Raw genomic sequence first — 18,661 nt, forward strand, 5'->3', positions numbered from 1 at the left:
TACTATGGGAATGAGTAGGAAATGGAATGCCTACTGTATATATTAAAAGGTTTATTAATATAAAAAGAAGTTTTTATATGTGAAACTTTTTTAGGGATAAAATCTGATTTTATAATTTTTCTGTGTTTTTTAGAATAGTAATTCTATGATATATTAGTTGAGTTCTATATATGTTTATTCATGAAAAAGAGAATTTGTTTAGGTGAATTTATAATTATAAAATATACAAAATGTAAAAATTTCCGTTTTATTATGATATTGTAATGGATTGTTGATGATAGAAGTTTACTAAATTCCCGGAGAGGTAAACATTTATTATGGAATCCAATGGAAAGAATTGTTGCTGGATTACGTTTAATCTGAGTTTAGTAGAATAGCTATTGTTACGCCAGTTATAAATATAAGACAATGGTACAATTATTTTGTAAAAAAATGATTTTAAGGATACACTATTTTGAAAATTAAGAATTTTAATTCCGTTATTAATAATAGTCTCCAAGTGAAAAAAGTATAATTAAAATTGTTAAATAATAAAGAAGAAAATGCTTTTTGACATATATAGGATATATAACCATTTTCGGATCTAGCGCAAAAATATTTTACTAGAAACATAGAACAGAAATATCCTGTTAAGGGGCATCCTTATCCCCATTTTTTTGTTGTGTGTAACAGTTGTCTGCAGCTCAAATTAAAGTATAAAAACCCTCCATTAAGGAAGGTTTTGAGCCTATATATCTAATTAAATTTTGTTGATAGTTAATTACAATGAAAATCTATAATCTTAACATTAATCAATTGATTCAAATTCAGAGAATAAACAATTAAATAACGTAAGCTCATTACAAGAAATATATCCTGTTTCTATACCTTCTAGCTTAGTATTTAAAAGCTCTTTAGGGATATAAGTAAACCCTTTTTTATTCATAAAGATTTTAGTATCCTCTAAAAGCCCGTCATATTTCCCACTATCACTTACATCCCTGAAATCCCAACCATCAGTTCCGTCAATATGGCTACATGCCTCTAACATACAGTAATAATAATCCCCAAGTAGACTAATAAAAATTCTTAGATCAACTCGTTTTCCACCTAACAATGTAATTAGCTCTATATTATCATCTAAAATCTCTTGATTACTGTGGGCTAAAATTTTATATTCTAAACACTGGCTATGAGGGAAGTCTGTCCAATTAATTACTGTATTGTTAGAATATAATCTTTGAAACTCTGTATACCAAACCTGATCCAAACCATTTTTATGGACAGATTCTTTTAAAGAAAGTAATCTTTCATTTGGTTGTAGCACTTTTACCAATAAGTTATCCATGGATTCTTCATAAGAATAATATGAATTCATTATATTTAAGATATCACTTTTAGTAATTACACTCATTTTCTGTTATCACCCTTGTCAACGTCTTTATCTGTTAATAATTTCTTTGTTTTTTTCGCATCTTTATTAACTTTTTTAGCTAAATCTTCAATTTCTTTTACCGTTTTATTTTTCATTGATCCAGGAAATTCTTTATTAATAGCGTCTTTTTTATATTTACCAATGACATCTTGTGCTTTCATTCTAGAAATACGAACAGCAGAGCCGACTGTAACTAATTTTCCAGCTTTCCACATTTTATGAACTAATTGTGCCCATCTAGCACCCAAAATAATAACAGGAAAGGCCAACGGGAAAGCGTATTGCTCTACTTGTCCATATTCTGCCGCCTCAATATTCATAGCCCCTACCGCTTCCACAGTATTAACTGGTACATTATCAAATTCATGAATTGCGGCTTGTGTATTCATAGAGAATGGTGTAGTTAATAAAGAAAATGCTGAGATACCTAATAAAGATTTTACACCAGAACCCATCTGATCAAATCCATGAATCTGATCTATTCACTACACTTCGTCAATCAATTAGTAATCTCCTAAACTTGAGTATACTAATCACACATCTTTTCTAGAATTTGAATTTCCTTATACCTCCGGATGTTAATCCTTAGTGAGCATTCGTTCATCACCTGTAGGATTATTTAAAAATCCCTCTTTTGATAACTATATGTTTAACTAAGTAATTATTACATATTATGTAATATATCCATTAAGTTATAATTAGTATAAAATGATAATTGATAAAAGTAAATATTTTGTCGATAAATGTCATTGATATTAGCTGGAGATTATATGGTTCTGGTGCAAAAATTGAATAAAGAATAATAAAGTGTATAGATTCCTAACGGAATCGTATCTTATGCTGCAAGTTCAAACAATTTATGGATGAACTCTTTCTGATTTTGGCCAGACTGGTCCCGTAAGTCAACCTGTTCTTTTTTCATCATATGCATGGATTCTACTCCAGAAAGAATGGATGTAGCTGTGTCACAATATTTGAATCCTAGCATAGAACGAATTCGCTTCTTTATAAAGCGATGATCTTGTTCTACTATGTTATTCAAGTACTTTTGTTGTCTAAGTCGCATACCACCAGGTATGCTTTTTTCTTTTTTCAACTGTTCAATTGTTATAGGATAAGCTGGATTCTTAACGACTGTTATAACACGAGGTTGTGAAACATGAAAAGAAGACTGTAAGGTTTTCTGGAAAAAGCGCTTTGCAGCCTTCTGGTCTCTTGTTTTGCTTAGGTAAAAATCGATTGTATTTCCTTTCGAATCAACAGTACGATACAGGTACATCCATTGACCTTTTACTTTGATATATGTTTCATCGACTCTCGAGGAGTCATTTGTTTGTTTAAGATGACGCCGTACTCGTTCATCTAATTCAGGACCATAGGGATGAATTCAACGCATGATGGTAGTGTGAGAAATGGATAGACCTCACTCTCTTGGTATTTCCACTAAATCCCAGAAACTTAGGTTGTACCGTAGGTACCATCTTACTGTTAACAAAATAATACCAGGCTGATAGTGATTCTATTTGACCAAATTTTGCTTATTCACACTGAACACCATCCCCTTTCTAGATTGATAGTATCGGTATGTCCAAGTTTAAGAGATTTTTTGCACCAGAATCTAAAAACGAGACCCCTATTTCTTTTAGATTTGGGGTATCTCGTTTTCCTTAACTTGATGACGATCTTACCATTCAGCTCTATCATTTTTCATATTTCAAGTATTATTTAAAAGCACATAAACTCTGACTACTATGTTGTGGAATGTCTTATACGTCGGGGGATTTTACAACAGATGAATCCAAGTCTCTTAGAAACTATCGATTGCAGAAGGAAACAAGCCCACTGGGATGGTGGTAATTACTGTATTGGTTGCACCATCTATTACTGTAACATTATTAGAATTAGCATTAGTAACATAAATAAGATTTGGTGGAAGAACTGCTACGGCTTGATTTGGTGTCATTCCAGCAGGAACGGTAGCAATTACTGTATTGGTTGCACCATCTATTACTGATACACTATTGGACCCGATGTTTGGAATATAAATACGATTTGTATTACTATTTATTGCTACCCCAGCTGGATTAACTCCAACAGTAACAGTAACAATTACTGTATTGGTTGCACCATCTATTACTGATACATTATCAGTAAGGGAATTAGCAACATAAATAAGATTTGTTGTTAGGTTTATATTTGCATCATCTGGAGCGGTTCCAACTGGGATAGTAGCAATCACTGTATTTGTTGTAGTATCTATTACTGATACATTATCAGAACCCGTATTAACAACATAAGCACGATTCGTTGTAGGATTTATAGGAACTATTTCACCACGTGGATTAATTCCTACAGTAACAGTGGCAATTACTGTATTGGTTGCACCATCTATTACTGATACATTATTATCACCGGCATTAGTAACGTAAATTTGATTTGTTACACGATTTACTCCTACACCATTTGGTACACTTCCAACTGGGATAGTAGCAATTACTGTATTGGTTAAAGCATCTATTACTGATACATTATTAGAACTGCCACTACCATTAGCGTTATAAACGCGCTTTGTTATAGGATTTGTTGCGATTCCTAGTGGGTTAATTCCAACAGTAATAGTAGCAATTACTGTATTACTTCCACCATCTATTACTGATACAGTATTAGAATCGGTATTAGTAACAAAAAGAGTGCCAACTGCTGCAGCTCCAGTAGGTCCAGTAGGTCCAGTAAGTCCAGTAAGTCCAGTAGGTCCAGTCAATCCGGTTGGTCCAGTAGGTCCTTTAGGTTCAAATTGAATAAGGACTGCCAAAATTCCTTTTAGGAGCTCTAGTAAATTTTGTCGAACGTTAATAGGTGCACATAATTGACTCACAAGTGCTCCAAATTGGTTTACTAATTTTTGTAATTCGATAATGAAAATAAGGGGTGAAAAAATCGGATAATTTAAAATGAAACTAGTATTGTTTAAAATCGCTGTAAGAGGGGCAGCATCTGTTTGAGTAAGAAATCCAGATTGAACAATGGCTAATAATTGGTTCAATTGTATTTGTACAGCTGCTTTATTTTGTGGTGTAGGGGAGAGAAAGAGTGCTGGAAGAGTGGTCTGAGCTAATGATTGAAAAATAATTGATAACTCGGAAAGTTGACTGTCAGAGAGCCAGATGCAAGGGGGAGATGAGGGGACACAAGTACAAAAAAAGGGCGAGCAATTTTTTTCACAATTTGACAAAGTATTATTCTCCTTTCTTAACTATTAATAATCTATATAACATATGCGAAATAAGAACAAAAGTGAGGTAGTACAGTAAATTTCGTACACGGTTTAGGTGCGAATTTTTCTATATAACGAGTTGTCTCAAATGAAAAAGCAGTACGATGAATTGCTTAAAAGACAACGTGTTGAGTTGTTAGTCAAAGAAGGTTGTTCGATTTCAAGTATCCAGAGAATTTGAATTGATGAAGCTTTCCCCTTATGAAAGCAATGAACGGGAAGAACTTCGTTTTTTATGAAGGGAGTACCAAACTGGAAAATGAGATACGACGTTGTCGAATATTACAAAAAATGTGTGTTTCCTAATTGTTTTAGCTCATTCTTTTACTTTTGATAAAAAAATACATAAAGTTGTTTGTTTTATATCGATTTTTGTTTAATGCGTAGTAACAAAGTGTATTTTTGCACTGTATTGAACATTTGCCAAGATTCTTAGTTTGTATAGCATTCGATTCAGCAAGTGCAAAATATATGTAGAAATCAAAAGGATTTTTTATTCCATATTGTTCAAGAATCACCAATTATACATTTATAGGTTTATGATACGAGTAAACCCCTGTAGGGCTTAAGCATGCCTTTAGACATAGTATGAAAGTATCCTTTTACATAGCAAAAATCAACTTATGTATATTTCGTTAAACGATACCTCTATATTTTTCAAAACATAATATGTAATTTAGGTCCATAATAATAATAAATGTAAATAGACCTACCATTACTATTCAAAATAATTAAAGGGGGGTAATTAATATAATCTCTATCAGTTTATGTATGATTGTCAAAAACGAAGAACATACACTGGAAAATTGCTTAACATCAATTAAAGGAATTCCAGATGAAATCATTATCGTCGATACAGGTTCAACTGATCGAACAAAGGAGATTGCGAGAAAGTGGACCCCACATGTGTACGATTTTGAATGGATTGATGATTTCTCTGCTGCCAGGAACGTATCTTTTCAATATGCAACGAAAGATTATATTCTGTGGTTAGATGCTGATGACATTGTTGAACATGATCAAGAAACTAAGCTCAAGCAACTGAAAGATTCACTTTCTGAAAATATTGATGCAATTTCCATGAAATATTTAATGTACGATAATGCTCAGAAGATTGTCATATCCTATACGACCCGTTTACGCTTAGTGAAACGAAACAAAGGATTTAAGTGGAAAGGACTTGTCCATGAAGATTTATCCATTAATGATTCTTATACATGCCTCAATTCGGAAATAAGTATTACACATACAAAAACAAGCCCCACCCCATCGAACAACCGCAGAAATATTGAAATTTATGAACGGCAACTAAAAAAAGGTTACAAATTTAATATATCTGATATGTATCACTATGCCCGAGAGTGCAAAGTACACAAGAAGTATGAAACAGCCATTCAATATTTTGAAAAGTGCAAGAATCATCCTGAAATTTCATTAGAAAACAATATGTTTATTCATCATCAATTAGCTACTTGTTATGTAATGGTAAAACAACCTGAGAAAGAATTAGAACTCACGTTACAATCATTAGCTTTAGATGTTCCATATCCAGCCTTCAGTTGCCGTATGGGGGAACATTTTTTACGCACAGGACATATCGAAGCCGCAATTTTTTGGTATAAAGCTGCTTACACACAATCATTACCAGAACGGTACGCTTGGTCAGTCGCAGATCAAGCATATCATACATGGCTTCCTCATCAACAATTAGCTCTTTGTTATCAAGCTCTTGGTGATCAAAAAGAAGCCCAATTTCATGAGAAGCAGGCTAAGCACTATCAAAATGATCAGAAAAAGAAAGTAGATCTATAAAATCAGTCTATCTAAAATCAAAATATTTTATTAACTAACTGTTTGAATTAACGTCCTAACTGAATAATCCTTTAGGAATCTATTATCCTGTTTTATTTATTATTTTTTTACGAGAATCGCATTGACTATTGCATGTAGTTTGCAATATCCTCATCTATACCTAAAACAACACATATATATAAGATATTTTTAAAAATTATATAGATTGGATGAATACTCATGACTAAAAAATTACATTTAGGTTGTGGAAGAGATATTTTAGAAGGGTGGATTAATTTAGATATTATGCCCTTGGAAGGAGTTGATGTTATAGCTAATTTAAATGATTGTAAAACCCAGCCGTTACCCTTTGATGATAATAGCATAGATGAATTTTTAGCTGTTCATTTATTAGAGCATATTCAACGGCCTTTAGATTTAATGGAGGAATTGCATCGAATTGCAAAACAAAATGCAATAATGGTTTGCCATGTTCCTTATGGATCCAGTGATGATGCGTTTGAAGACCCTACACATATTCGACAATTCTTTTTGAATTCTTTTACTTATTTTTCACAGCCTATTTATTGGAGAGCAGATTATGGATATCGGGGGGATTGGCTTATTGAAAAATTAATCTTGGTAATAGCTGCTGAAAAATATAGGGGTAAGACTGCTGAAGAAATATTGCGTGATGTCCATAAATATAGAAATGTTGTCATAGAAATGATTGTAGAATTAAAAGCAATAAAACCGATAAGAGAAGCAAAACGTAAATTATTAACTAATTTCCCCATTGAAATCCAATTAACTCAAACAAATTCATAAAAGAAAAAATAACTTCTCTTATAATACCTATATTGTAAGAAGAAACTGATTTAGATCAAGTTGGAGGAATGCACCTTAGGGTGTCTTTTTTTATTCTCAAAAGTACCTGCTCAATTCATGCGTAAAACCATAAAGTAAATGGAATCCTCTAAAACCTTTATTCTAGTATTTCTTAAAAATTCTTGAGCTTCAGATACAAGCTCTTTTTCTTTAGTATTTTTATCATAAAAATATGTACCCGTAAAAATGCTAAGCATTAAAGCAGTTACAGCTGCAATTATAATTTTTTTATTAAATTTCTTATTTTTTAATATTGCCATCTTGATCTATTGGTTCTTTTCCCTTGTGAACAAAAACTTGTCCACAATTGCCACAAAACTTATTACCATTACCACAGTTAGGACAATATTTCATAAGACATCCTCCGTATAATTTAGCTAATAAACTTAAATAAATCATGTAAAGTTTAAATTAAGTATTAAAACAAACCTTAATAACCAAATAATACCACGTTAATAAGAAAGATAAGAGTTTTCAGAAATGTAAATGACTAGAAAATTTCACGTACTATATTTGATTTGTAAAACCAAAATCTGAAACAAAATATATTCTAACCAGGCTCCACTAATATAATCCCCCCTGAATAGGAGGTTATGGATTCAAATTATTTGACTTTATTCTATCTAAAACAGCTAAAAATTCACCAGCTGTTTCGCTAAAGCTAAATACCCTTAAACCATTTATAGAAGAACAAGAAGGTATGGATAAAACATCAATTAACAACATCATTGATATGTTTGTTGAACACTATGTAGATACCAATTTAACAAATGGGCATTCTAAGGGATATAAAGATATGTACAAGCATCTTTATGAGATGTTGGAGAATAAGTAATAAGCAAAAAAGTTTTAAATAGGAGTAATAATAATTCATTTGTAGTAACAGTTACGCCTATTACTGACAGCTCGGATTTATATATTAATACGGAAAAGAAAATGCAAACACCAAAGAAAAAGAAGTTTAATAATCAACAGAATAGCATTAAAATTTCTAGTTACTCTAAAGAAAAACTTGAAGCGTTAATAAAACTCACAAATGCCAAATATGCTCACGAAATAACTGATTTACTTATAAAAGGTTATGGAGAAAATGAATTAACTTCGGAGCAAAAAAGAAAGTTGGAATTGTTTTATAATGTATCTTTTTAGGTTCTGGTGCAAAAATAGAATAAAAGATAATAAAGTGCATAGATTCCTAATGGAATTGTATCTTATGCTGTAAGTCCAAACAATTGATGGATGAACTCTTTCTGATTTTGAACAGACTGGTCCCGTAAACCAACCTGTTCTTTTTTCATCATATGCATGGCTTCTACTCTAGATAGCTGAGTCAAAACATTTGAACCCTAACATAGAACAAATTCGCTTCTTTATAAAGTGATGATTTTGTTCTACTATGTTATTCAAGTACTTTTGTTGTCTAAGTCGCATACCACCAGGTATGCTTTTTTTATTTTAACTGTTCAATTGCTATAGGATAAGCTGGATTTTTATCGACTGTTATAACACGGGGGGAAACATGAAAAGACTGCAAGGCCTTCTTGAAAAAGAACTTTGCAGTCTTCTGGTCTCTTGTTTTGCTTAGGTAAAAATCGATTGTATTTCCATTGGAATCAACAGCACGATACAGGTACATCTATTGACCTTTTACTTTGATATATGTTCCATCGACTCTCTAGGGGGTATTTGCTTAAGGTGACGCCGGATTCGTTTGTCCAATTCAGAGCCGTACTGATGAACCCAACGCATAATCGTTGTATGAGAAATGGATAAGCCCGGCTCCTCCATCATTTCCACTAAATCACGAAAACTGAGGTCGTACCGTTAATAAAATAATATCAGGTTGATAATAATGCTTCCATTTGAATACATTTTCCTTTTCCATACCAATCACGCACCTTCTTTAGATTAGTAGTATCAGTAGGGCCAAGGTTTGTAGATTTACTGCAATTGTCCTGAAGTTTTTGTACCAGAACCCATTTTATTAAAGATGATTTTATATTGTATCACTTTATTTATATTGTGCATTTATTAGTTATGATAGTAGTTTTTTTGGAGGTGAATTATGTTAAATGAAAATTTTTCAAAAGATTTTATACTGAGTGAATCGTTGAGTGCTTCTGCATTAGATCCAAATTTGGTTGGTCCTACATTACCACCTATTCCATCTTTTACATTACCGACAGGGCCAACAGGACCAACGGGACCAACAGGATCAACAGGACCAACAGGAACAATCTCAACTGCTAGTGCTAGTGTTTTAACAACTACACCACAAACTCTTGCTAATTTTGCTCTAGTCGATTTTAGCCCTGCAACTGTTCTATTAAATAATGTTTTATTTGATGGAATTAGTACATTTACAATTCAAGTGCCTGGCATTTATTATTTTATTGGTGCTTTAATGTCTTCTGCAAATCAAGCAGGACCTGTTGGAGTAACTATATCTCGTAATAATAATCCTCCAGGATTGGATGGAGCAAATTATGGAACTGCAGCAGGACAAGAAGTTGTTGCTTTTGGATTTTTTCAAGTCGTTGCTGGAGATACAATTACTCTCGTTAATATTAGTGGACAGTCAATTGCGATAGGGGGTGATACAGGTAGTAATCAACCAGCCGCTCGTTTGTCTTTTTTCAAAATCTCGTAAGACTTAATTTTGTGAAGGAAAAATCCCTTTAGTCTGTTTCTGAAGGGATTTCTTTATGTATGGTGTTTTGAATGTATACCTTTGTTGTTTAGTTTGTATCAGGGATTTTGGTGTGAATGAAGTCAAGGATTAAGGGAGAATGAAAGTAAACTAATATTTAAAAGTTTACTTTCAGAAATGATAACAACAGTCTAATTATTTAAGGTAAATTTAAGATTGTTTTCATAGATATTTCTAATTTATATATTATAATTGCAATATTAAGTTGTGTTTATGGAGGATGTTATAGGGTGAAATATAAAAAAGGTATTATGATAGGTCTATTATGTGTATTTGTTTTTTCATTAGGTGGTTGTGATTTTTTCGATGGATTTAAAAGTGGATTCAGTTCTAAAACTGAAAAAGTAGAAAATCAGGAAAAATAATAAAATTTTATAGATGTTTTGAGGCCAAAAGATGACTTATTCAATGTCATCTTTTGGCTTTTTTTTAGTGAAATTGAAAGTAAACTTCTAATAAAAAGTTTACATTTGATAAAAGTAAAAAAGAGTCCTATGTTTATGGGATTCTTTTTTTGTTTCTGATAACATTGTATTAATTGAATGTAGAGGGTAATTTAGTAAGGATTTGAATATGTGAACCATTAGTTTACATATATTAGATTAATGGTTTCTTTATTGATTAGGGGTTTATATGTAATGATTTTTTAGAGGTGAATAATATGAATTTAGGTTCGCAATTGAAAAAGTTTCGTGAATCAAAAAGCTTTTCACAAGAAGATGTAGCTCGAAAAATTGGAGTGACTAGACAAGCTGTTTATAAATGGGAGAGCAATAGAAGTTATCCTGATATTGATAATTTGATTTTACTTAGTGAATTATATGAAGTAACAATTGATGAGTTAATAAAGGGATCAGGGAATGCTCGAGAGGAGTTAGATAAAAAGGATAAGGGTGAGTGTGAAGATGATGATGAGGGAAATGATTTTGGCTTTTTTATAGGTATTGTTCTTATATTTATAGGGATATTTATTGGTATTGAAGGAATTTCTTTATTTATGACTATATTGGGAATGATGATAATGGTATTTTATAGTGATGTGAAAAGAGCAATCATTAATGAATTTAAAATAAAAAGAAGACCGAACTAGATTGTTTTTCTAGTTTGATCTTCTTTTTATTTTATGTAAACAAATATTCAAAAGTTTACATTTCGATTTTAAATTAATATTTTATTGAATACATTATTTTGGTTTTAGTCACATATATTTGACATTTTTAAAATTCAAGGTTAAAATGTCTTATATATACGACATTAATTATTGAAGGTGGTGTACATTTGAATAATGTTACTAAATACCGAAAGTTAGAAGGACTTTCTCAATTAGAATTGTCTAGAAAGGTTAATGTTGCTCGGCAAACAATAAATTTAATTGAAAATAATAAGTATAACCCTTCTTTATCTTTATGTATTGAAATAGCAAAGGCTTTAAAAACAGATTTAAATACTTTATTTTGGGAGGAGAGTTAAATTATGATGCAGAGATGGAGAGAGAAAATATATACAACATTTATAGGAGCAATAAACGATAGAGATGAATATCAAAAACAAGAAATAGATAAAGAACTGGCTTTTGCAGGGGTTGGTTTATGGTATTTAAATATGTTAGCGATGCTTATTATGTTAATAATTGATACTATGAATCAGACTACATCAGTAGGGACAATAATTATTTTTTTAATTAATATAATTTATTCGAATTATGTAATATTCAAAATGAAAAAGGGTAAATTAAATGTTACCGAATGTGGAACAAAAGAAGAATTTCTAGAGCAAAAAAATCTATTAAAGAAATCAAGTTTTAAAGCTGGAATATCTTGGGGACTGCAAATGTTTGTTTTTATGTGTTATGTTTTTCCTTATTTAAGTTCAGAAAAAATATCTATTTCTTTATTTGATATCTGTTTATGGAGTGGTGGAGGTATAGTTTTTGGACTTTTTATGTATGTAGTATCACTATTAAATTTAAAAAAGTTATACTAAATGTGTTAACATTAATGTCTTTTTATGTTGAAATTTGAGTATTACACTATTATAAAAAATAAAGTGTTATAAAGGTTAAAATTAAGATTTCAAATAAAAACGATTAGATTAAGAAGTTTCATCTTAATCTAATCGTTTTTTATTTGAATATTTTGTTTAGCAAGTTTTAGTGCCACCAAGAACGCCGCCAACTAAAGCTCCTGCGCCGCCACCATAGATTACACCATATGGACCTAATGTCCATGTTTTTCCTGATCCAGAAATAAATCCTGCGCCAGCTCCAAGGGCAATACCTGTAAGACATTTTCCCATGCTGCCACCTGCTGAAATTTCTAGCATTTCTTTTTCTGTAAGTGTTTCAAGTTTCATAGTATGTATCCTCCTATAAATAACATTTTAGTTTTGATTATTTAATTATTCGAAAAAATTAAGATATTTTATTTATTGCAAGCACCCATACCACCAAGAACGCCGCCAATTAAAGCTCCTGCGCCGCCACCATAGATTACACCATATGGACCTAATGCCCATGTTTTTCCTGATCCAGAAATAAATCCTGCGCCAGCTCCAGCTGCAATACCTGCAACACATCTATCCATGCCACCTGCTGAAATTTCTAACATTTCTTTTTCTGTAAGTGTTTCAAGTTTCATAATATCATTCTCCTTTTAATATATTTTATGGCTGTTTTAATTCGTTATTTATTCTTAAAAAAACAAATAATCAAAATATAACAATCACTCCATTTACAATATCATGAAGAAAAAGGAAAAAACAACAATTATGCAAAAATGCATATTCTCTGTATTTTTCTGTCATAGGCATATAATATTAGAGTTAAATATTTTGATATAAAGAAATGAGGCTGCGACTTTGTTTAAAAAGAAATTTACTTATATTAAGCAACAGGATTTAAAAGATTGTGGTCCAGCATGTCTTGCAATGATTTCTCGGCATTATGGATTTACAATGCCTATTTCAAAAATTAGAGAGGTAGCTGGTACGGATTTAGAAGGAACTAATATAAAAGGTTTGATAGAAGCTGGGGGAAAATTAGGCTTCGATGTTAAGGGTGTAAAAGCAACAAAACCAGAGGATTTAAAAGAAATACCTCTACCTGCAATTGCTCACATTGTAGGGAATAATGGTTTTTTACATTATGTAGTTATTTACAAAGTTAAGGATAATAAAATTTATATTGCTGATCCAGAAAAGGGATTGATTACATATTTATTGGGTGAATTTTGTCAAATGTGGACAGGTATTTTGGTGTTACTGTCTCCCGGACAAAATTTTCAAAAAGGAAAAGAAACTCAAGGTACTTTCTCTCGTTTTTTATCGTTATTAAAATCTCAAACGAATTTATTAGTACCTTTATTTTTTGCTTCTATCTTTTTTAATTTATTCGGATTATTGGGAGCGTTTTATTTTAAATTTTTAATTGATGATATTCTGACTAATCAGTTGTTACAGACACTTCATATTGTATCAATTGGAATCATTATATTGTATATATTCAAAGTTTTACTTTCATATTTTCGTACACATTTAATTTTATATTTAAGTAGGCGAATAGATATTCAATTAATGCTTGGTTATTATAGACATGTTGTAGGATTACCAATGAATTTTTTCGAAACAAGAAAAGTAGGGGAAATAATTTCTCGATTTATGGATGCAAGTAAAATACGTGAAGCATTATCAACGATAACGGTTACCTTAATGCTTGATACAGTAATGGTTACATTGGGAGGGATTTTATTATATACACATAATGCAACGTTATTTGGTGTTACTTTATTGTTAATTCCTTTTTACATTGGGATTATTTTTGCTTTTCATAAACCCTATCAAATTATTAATAGGGAAGAGATGGAGAGTAATGCAAAATTAAATGCTTATTTAGTTGAGTCTTTAAATGGTATTGCAACGATAAAGTCTTACAACGCTGAAAAAGAGGTGTTTTTTCAAACTGAAAATCGTTTTGTAAATTTATTAAAGCATGTATTTAAAAGAGGAATGTTATCGAATTTACAAGGATCTATTAAGATGGGACTGGAGTTAATAGGAGGTACAGTCATTCTTTGGGTTGGTGCCATACAAGTATTAAAAGGGAATATGACAATAGGGGAATTAATTACATATAATGCACTTTTAGCTTATTTTTTAAATCCAATTGAAAATTTAATTGGAATTCAACCTACTATGCAGTCAGCATTAGTTGCTGGGGAAAGGCTAAATGAAATCTTTGATTTAGATGCTGAAAAAAGTGAAAATGAAAACAATAAAGTTTCTCCAGGGAAATTATCTGGCAAAATAGAGTTCTCAAATGTTACATTTCGCTATGGAACACGTAGGGATGTTTTAAATAATATTAGCTTTTCTATTGAACCTGGTAATCAAGTAGCTTTTGTAGGAGAAAGTGGTTCCGGAAAAACAACGATTTCGAAATTGTTGATGCATTATTACAAACCTCAAGAAGGTGACATCTACTATGATGATTACCATATTAAAGAGATAAATCGTACTGTACTTAGAGATAAAATTGCATATGTTTCTCAAGAGTCCTTCTTCTTTAGTGCTTCCATATATGAAAATTTATGTTTTGGTTTAGAAAGACAAGTTACTTTGGAAGAAATTATACAAGTATGTAAACAAGCTTGTGTACATGAGTTTATTAGCGAATTACCGTTACGCTATGAAACTTTTTTAGAAGAAAATGCATCAAATTTATCCGGTGGACAAAGACAACGTTTAGCAATTGCACGGGCATTATTAAAACAACCAGACATTTTGATATTAGATGAAGCCACAAGTAATTTAGATTCTTCAACTGAAAAACTTATTACAGATATGCTAAAAGAATTAGGATCGCAAGGAATAACGGTAATTATGATTGCTCATAGATTAAGTACAATTCAACATGCAAATCAAATTGTCGTAATGGAAAAAGGAAATATTATTGAACGAGGCTCTCATGAAGAATTATTATTCCATAAAGGTGAATATTATCGTCTTTGGAAGAATCAAACAATTCATGTAGAGCATATAGAATTACAATCACATGCAATGCGAGGTGGGCAATATGAGTAAAATATATTCTTTTGATCAACTAACAGATAGTGTGGAGTTATTAGAGAAAAAGCCCCCTCGGTTTATTTCGGTATTAATATGTTTTCTTTGTATAAGTTTATTGGGATTTATGATTTGGGCATATGTTGGAAAATTAGATATTGTGAGCAAAGGAACAGCAATGATAAAAGGAAAATCAGAGGTAAGTGTATCTCAAAATCAAATTGCTGGTATTGTAGAAAGTGTTTCTGTTCGATCTGGTGATGAGGTGAAAAAAGGGGATACTTTGGTTCAGTTAAAGAATCAAGAACTAACAAATAAACAAAATCAATTAAATCAAATTGTTAAACATTTAGAAGAAAACAAAGGAATGTTAGAACAGTTGAAAAAGAGTATTCAATTGCATAAACCGTCTTTTTCTGATGAGGTGGATAAAAAAATAAGTGAAGAATACAAAGCATATGAACAAAAATTTAAAACTTTACAAATTGAAAAAGAAAATGAAATTGAAGTGATAGCGGGTAGTAAAATTTCAAATGAACAAGATGAGGTTTTACAAGGATTAATTGTGGAGCAGGAAAATATTCAAAGCGAAATGAAATCGATTGAAAAACAAAAAATGAAAGAAACTATTTTAGAAGAACAAAAACAATTGTTAAATGATAAAGTTGAATCTTTAAAATCTCAACAAAATAGTATAGAAAAACGAATCCAACAGCGAAAAGATACTTTAGAAAGTGACAGAAAAAAAGTTGATGTAACAACCGAAGGAAAGCAAGAACAAAAGAAAAATGCTCTAAATCAATACAAAGAGGATACAGTAATTTCAGTTAATCAGCGGATTCAATCTTTAGAACAAGAGATATTTGTAAAAAAACAAGAGTTGGATGGGTTACGTAATCAACATGAAACGATGATTATAAAGGCACATCAAAATGGGATTGTACAATTTCCTTCTATTTTGCAACCAGGTGATTTAATTGATTCTGGTCAAGAAATCGTTTCAGTTATACCGAAAGAGGCTGAAAAAAAGGTGAAAATTTTACTGTCAGCTCAGGAGGTAAAAGGGATTAAAAAAGGTGATAAAGTACAGTATTCGTTTAAGTTAAAGAAAACAGATAAACAAATGGGCAAAGTAACATATATATCTGCGCAGCCTATTTTCGATAAAGATTCTAAAGATTATGTCTATGAATTAGAGGCGACAATCGATACAAAGGAATTATATGATTTGAATACAGGAATGGTTGGAAGTGCTTCTATAGTGACAGGTGAAGAACCAATATGGAAGTTTATATTAAGAAAATTAGACTTCATATCTCAATAATCAATTTATTTTTGGGTATTTCCCAGATAGGGGTAGCACCATATCACCATCAAGCTAAGAAAAGCAAACACCTTAAAAGGAGAAAATTGGAGTCTCTAAGTGGAAATGTACTATTTTTTCGTTTTGGGGGCAACCCGTTCTTTTAGGTTGATAGGCATGTGATGCTACCCCAATACGGAGAGAAAATTAACGGAAGTAGAAGAAAAATAGCGAATTAGAAGTTTTTATAGAGAAAAAGTTAGAGAAACGGGATCAGTTATTGCTTGAAAACATTAGAGATACGCAGAATCAAAATCAAAATCAGAAACAAAAACGGAAAGGTTTTTTCGGTTTGTTTAAAAATTAAATGTGGTTGCTATTTTTGTAGAGTTCTAATGTCGGAAAAAGAAGGATAGAAATATAGCATACATACAATAAGGGAATGCAGTATAGATCAGTTTACAAGTATTCCCTTGCTATTATTAATATTCATCGATATGCATTATTGTATTATTTTAAATGTTGATATTCATATATTAAATGTATAAGATGGATATATATTCCTGTTAGGAGGGATTATTTGAAACAAAATAATCGGTTTTTATATTACTTTATTTTTATATTTTTTATACAGATATTAATGGTAGGAAATATGACTTTTTTTGAAACTGAATTGTTATCTACTAAAAAAATCATATTATTTACTTTTTGTGTATTAGGATTGGTAATTTCTATTGTTGTTCTTTTATATAGAAAATTCAAGAAATCTTAATGTATATAAAGTATATAATGTTATTTTAGCATTTATAATTTAATTAGATTTTAAATACTATATAATCCTAATATTAATATAAACCAATATTAAAAAGTTTACATTTGAGAAAGGTAAAAAGAGTCTTATTAATTTAGGACTCTTTTTCGTTTTGGGGTAATTCTAAATTTTTAAGTTGATGGGCATGTGGTGTTACCCCTAGTTGACAAATAGCTCAAAAAAAGAACCAAATTAATTGGTTCTTTTTTTGAGCTGATTATTCTTGTTCTAAAATACGTTTAACCTCATTTATGCCTAATTTACTGGCTTTAGCAATTGTTTCAAGTGGTACACCAAGTTCATGCATACCTTTAATCATCTGTATTTTTCCTTGCTGAACCCCTTCTTGAATGCCTTCTTTTTTCCCCTCATTACGAGCATGAGCAAATTTTGCAGCCTCATCCATTAAGGCCTTTTCTCTTGCTTCATATGCTTGACGGAAAGAAGAATCTTGACTCATACGTTCCCACTTATTCATTGCTTTTTGTAAAATCGGATCTTGGTTCATGGCAATGTCCTCCAATGTTTGTGTGAGATACTCATCTTCATTCGCTGGTAATAATAATAACCAACGAACAAACGAGTCTTCCCATGGATTAACTTTCTCTTCACGCCATTGCTGTAGTAACTTTGGAATCTCTACAATATGAACTTCTATATCGTCACTTAATAACTTTTGTTGTTGCTGATTCCAAAGGATTCCTGTTGTATGAAATGATTCGTATTCTGGAAACATCACAAAGTTTAACAAGTTTATGGTAATTGTTTTATGAAGCGAACTATAAGGCATTCCTTTTTGCAATTGAGAGGTGTATAACCTTCCCCAATAATATAAGCTTCGTTTGATCATATCGTGATTGTTATTCAATTGTATTTCTACATTTACCTTTGTTCCTGTATTTAATGTAGCCGAAATATCTAAAATTGATAATTTATCTTCTTCATATTCTCGATGCAAATGTGGATCTTCTAATTGTAGGGCAACAATAGGTGATTCTAAAGAATCTTTTAATATGGCATTTAAAAAGGCAACTAAAATATCTTCATTCCCATTTGTGCCAAATAGCTGCTTAAATGCAAAATCGATACGTAAATTTACTAATGAATTGGACATGGTTTTCCTCTTCCTGTTTCAGACTATATCTTTACCTTTATTGTACATAAAACTAAAGTCAATATGCAAACAATCCCCTAGGACTTATATAGGGATATAAGTCCTTCTCTTAAATGAATACATTTGAAACAGAGGGATTAAGTGAAAAGAAATAAGGTACACTCAAAAGATTGAATTTTATAAAAATAAGAATTTACAAAAATATTTATTTGAATTAAAATACGAACTACAAATATTCGACATTATACGACAAAATGATATTATTTTTCAGAATATTAAAACAACTAGAAGTGAGGTA

The 18,661-nt window shown here is 31.0% G+C and carries 17 protein-coding genes and 5 pseudogenes; 12 read left to right on the forward strand and 10 right to left on the reverse strand.

Annotated elements, in window-relative coordinates; genetic code table 11:
* Positions 1-787: 787 nt before the first annotated feature.
* The 5 genes and pseudogenes from COC96_RS28205 to COC96_RS28590 form a co-directional block, all read right to left on the reverse strand.
* Positions 788-1,393 (reverse strand): hypothetical protein, encoded by a 606-nt coding sequence (locus tag COC96_RS28205; RefSeq protein ID WP_225315973.1) that lies wholly within the window; start codon positions 1,391-1,393, stop codon positions 788-790.
* Positions 1,390-1,869 (reverse strand): hypothetical protein, encoded by a 480-nt coding sequence (locus COC96_RS23160; RefSeq protein ID WP_098769459.1) that lies wholly within the window; start codon positions 1,867-1,869, stop codon positions 1,390-1,392. Before COC96_RS23160 ends, COC96_RS28205 begins: the two co-directional genes overlap by 4 nt.
* A gap of 380 nt (positions 1,870-2,249) precedes the next feature.
* Positions 2,250-2,915 (reverse strand): annotated as a pseudogene (locus COC96_RS23165) (IS6 family transposase).
* Positions 2,916-3,221: 306 nt separating this feature from the next.
* Positions 3,222-4,064, reverse strand: a complete 843-nt coding sequence (locus tag COC96_RS28585) for a YVTN family beta-propeller repeat-containing protein (protein ID WP_257142448.1) — start codon at positions 4,062-4,064, stop codon at positions 3,222-3,224.
* 204 nt (positions 4,065-4,268) lie between these two features.
* A pseudogene (locus COC96_RS28590) lies at positions 4,269-4,646 on the reverse strand (collagen-like repeat preface domain-containing protein); the annotation flags it as partial.
* 813 nt (positions 4,647-5,459) lie between these two features.
* On the opposite strand from COC96_RS28590, the gene COC96_RS23175 reads away from it, so the two are divergent.
* Both COC96_RS23175 and COC96_RS23180 read left to right on the forward strand, forming a co-directional pair.
* A complete protein-coding gene (locus tag COC96_RS23175; RefSeq protein ID WP_098769463.1) occupies positions 5,460-6,500 on the forward strand; it encodes a glycosyltransferase in 1,041 nt (346 codons plus the stop codon).
* Between the two features lie 219 nt (positions 6,501-6,719).
* Positions 6,720-7,307, forward strand: coding sequence for a class I SAM-dependent methyltransferase (locus tag COC96_RS23180; protein WP_098269486.1), 588 nt, complete (start codon positions 6,720-6,722; stop codon positions 7,305-7,307).
* A 110-nt stretch (positions 7,308-7,417) separates the two neighbouring features.
* Here the strand turns inward: COC96_RS23180 and COC96_RS23185 are convergent, their stop codons facing one another.
* Positions 7,418-7,627: a hypothetical protein gene (locus tag COC96_RS23185; RefSeq protein ID WP_098269485.1), complete on the reverse strand. Its 210-nt coding sequence runs from the start codon at positions 7,625-7,627 to the stop codon at positions 7,418-7,420.
* A gap of 362 nt (positions 7,628-7,989) precedes the next feature.
* Between COC96_RS23185 and COC96_RS28220 the strand changes: the two are divergent.
* Both COC96_RS28220 and COC96_RS23195 read left to right on the forward strand, forming a co-directional pair.
* Positions 7,990-8,202 (forward strand): annotated as a pseudogene (locus COC96_RS28220) (hypothetical protein); the annotation flags it as partial.
* A gap of 101 nt (positions 8,203-8,303) precedes the next feature.
* Positions 8,304-8,516, forward strand: coding sequence for a hypothetical protein (locus tag COC96_RS23195; protein WP_306471701.1), 213 nt, complete (start codon positions 8,304-8,306; stop codon positions 8,514-8,516).
* A 62-nt stretch (positions 8,517-8,578) separates the two neighbouring features.
* On the opposite strand, the pseudogene COC96_RS23200 reads toward COC96_RS23195, so the two are convergent.
* A pseudogene (locus COC96_RS23200) lies at positions 8,579-9,252 on the reverse strand (IS6 family transposase).
* 180 nt (positions 9,253-9,432) lie between these two features.
* On the opposite strand from COC96_RS23200, the gene COC96_RS23205 reads away from it, so the two are divergent.
* The 5 genes from COC96_RS23205 (at position 9,433) to COC96_RS23220 (ending at position 12,060) form a co-directional block, all read left to right on the forward strand.
* Positions 9,433-10,017, forward strand: a complete 585-nt coding sequence (locus tag COC96_RS23205; RefSeq protein ID WP_098769467.1) for an exosporium leader peptide-containing protein — start codon at positions 9,433-9,435, stop codon at positions 10,015-10,017.
* Between the two features lie 290 nt (positions 10,018-10,307).
* Complete coding sequence (locus COC96_RS28225) at positions 10,308-10,442, forward strand: hypothetical protein (RefSeq protein ID WP_257142446.1); 135 nt, start codon at positions 10,308-10,310, stop codon at positions 10,440-10,442.
* 296 nt (positions 10,443-10,738) lie between these two features.
* On the forward strand, positions 10,739-11,167 hold the full coding sequence (locus COC96_RS23210) for a helix-turn-helix domain-containing protein (protein ID WP_098769469.1): 429 nt from the start codon (positions 10,739-10,741) through the stop codon (positions 11,165-11,167).
* Positions 11,168-11,355: 188 nt separating this feature from the next.
* The gene (locus tag COC96_RS23215) at positions 11,356-11,547 is read left to right on the forward strand and encodes a helix-turn-helix transcriptional regulator (protein ID WP_098269483.1); all 192 of its coding nucleotides are present in this window, start codon (positions 11,356-11,358) and stop codon (positions 11,545-11,547) included.
* Between the two features lie 3 nt (positions 11,548-11,550).
* On the forward strand, positions 11,551-12,060 hold the full coding sequence (locus COC96_RS23220) for a DUF3278 domain-containing protein (RefSeq protein ID WP_373561081.1): 510 nt from the start codon (positions 11,551-11,553) through the stop codon (positions 12,058-12,060).
* Positions 12,061-12,216: 156 nt separating this feature from the next.
* Here COC96_RS23220 and COC96_RS23225 read toward each other — a convergent pair whose 3' ends face one another.
* On the reverse strand, positions 12,217-12,429 hold the full coding sequence (locus tag COC96_RS23225; RefSeq protein WP_098269481.1) for a hypothetical protein: 213 nt from the start codon (positions 12,427-12,429) through the stop codon (positions 12,217-12,219).
* A gap of 68 nt (positions 12,430-12,497) precedes the next feature.
* Positions 12,498-12,713 carry a hypothetical protein gene (locus tag COC96_RS23230; RefSeq protein WP_098269480.1) on the reverse strand — a complete coding sequence of 72 codons (216 nt, stop codon included), beginning with the start codon at positions 12,711-12,713 and terminating at the stop codon, positions 12,498-12,500.
* Between the two features lie 220 nt (positions 12,714-12,933).
* Between COC96_RS23230 and COC96_RS23235 the strand changes: the two genes are divergently transcribed.
* The 3 genes and pseudogenes from COC96_RS23235 to COC96_RS23250 all read left to right on the forward strand — a co-directional run.
* Entirely contained in the window at positions 12,934-15,153 is a 2,220-nt protein-coding gene (locus COC96_RS23235; protein WP_098769471.1) for a peptidase domain-containing ABC transporter, read from the forward strand.
* Complete coding sequence (locus COC96_RS23240; protein ID WP_098769472.1) at positions 15,146-16,459, forward strand: HlyD family efflux transporter periplasmic adaptor subunit; 1,314 nt, start codon at positions 15,146-15,148, stop codon at positions 16,457-16,459. The genes COC96_RS23235 and COC96_RS23240 overlap by 8 nt, the downstream gene beginning before the upstream one ends.
* Positions 16,460-16,630: 171 nt before the next feature.
* Positions 16,631-16,805, forward strand: a pseudogene (locus COC96_RS23250) (MerR family transcriptional regulator); the annotation flags it as partial.
* 661 nt (positions 16,806-17,466) lie between these two features.
* On the opposite strand, the gene COC96_RS23260 reads toward COC96_RS23250, so the two are convergent.
* On the reverse strand, positions 17,467-18,363 hold the full coding sequence (locus COC96_RS23260) for an Rpn family recombination-promoting nuclease/putative transposase (protein ID WP_098269475.1): 897 nt from the start codon (positions 18,361-18,363) through the stop codon (positions 17,467-17,469).
* Between the last annotated feature and the right edge of the window lie 298 nt (positions 18,364-18,661).

The sequence above is a fragment of the Bacillus cereus genome (assembly GCF_002577405.1).
Taxonomy (GTDB): domain Bacteria; phylum Bacillota; class Bacilli; order Bacillales; family Bacillaceae_G; genus Bacillus_A; species Bacillus_A cereus_AU.

Bases quoted from the DNA above. Each gene is read 5' to 3' on its own strand.
- COC96_RS23220 (WP_373561081.1), top strand. From the start codon at position 11,551: ATGATGCAGAGATGGAGAGAGAAAATATATACAACATTTATAGGAGCA.
- COC96_RS23260 (WP_098269475.1), bottom strand. From the start codon at position 18,363: ATGTCCAATTCATTAGTAAATTTACGTATCGATTTTGCATTTAAGCAG.
- COC96_RS23225 (WP_098269481.1), bottom strand. From the start codon at position 12,429: ATGAAACTTGAAACACTTACAGAAAAAGAAATGCTAGAAATTTCAGCA.
- COC96_RS23195 (WP_306471701.1), top strand. From the start codon at position 8,304: ATGCAAACACCAAAGAAAAAGAAGTTTAATAATCAACAGAATAGCATT.
- COC96_RS23180 (WP_098269486.1), top strand. From the start codon at position 6,720: ATGACTAAAAAATTACATTTAGGTTGTGGAAGAGATATTTTAGAAGGG.
- COC96_RS23160 (WP_098769459.1), bottom strand. From the start codon at position 1,869: ATGGGTTCTGGTGTAAAATCTTTATTAGGTATCTCAGCATTTTCTTTA.
- COC96_RS23210 (WP_098769469.1), top strand. From the start codon at position 10,739: ATGAATTTAGGTTCGCAATTGAAAAAGTTTCGTGAATCAAAAAGCTTT.
- COC96_RS23230 (WP_098269480.1), bottom strand. From the start codon at position 12,713: ATGAAACTTGAAACACTTACAGAAAAAGAAATGTTAGAAATTTCAGCA.
- COC96_RS28205 (WP_225315973.1), bottom strand. From the start codon at position 1,393: ATGAGTGTAATTACTAAAAGTGATATCTTAAATATAATGAATTCATAT.
- COC96_RS23205 (WP_098769467.1), top strand. From the start codon at position 9,433: ATGTTAAATGAAAATTTTTCAAAAGATTTTATACTGAGTGAATCGTTG.
- COC96_RS23175 (WP_098769463.1), top strand. From the start codon at position 5,460: ATGATTGTCAAAAACGAAGAACATACACTGGAAAATTGCTTAACATCA.
- COC96_RS23240 (WP_098769472.1), top strand. From the start codon at position 15,146: ATGAGTAAAATATATTCTTTTGATCAACTAACAGATAGTGTGGAGTTA.
- COC96_RS23185 (WP_098269485.1), bottom strand. From the start codon at position 7,627: ATGGCAATATTAAAAAATAAGAAATTTAATAAAAAAATTATAATTGCA.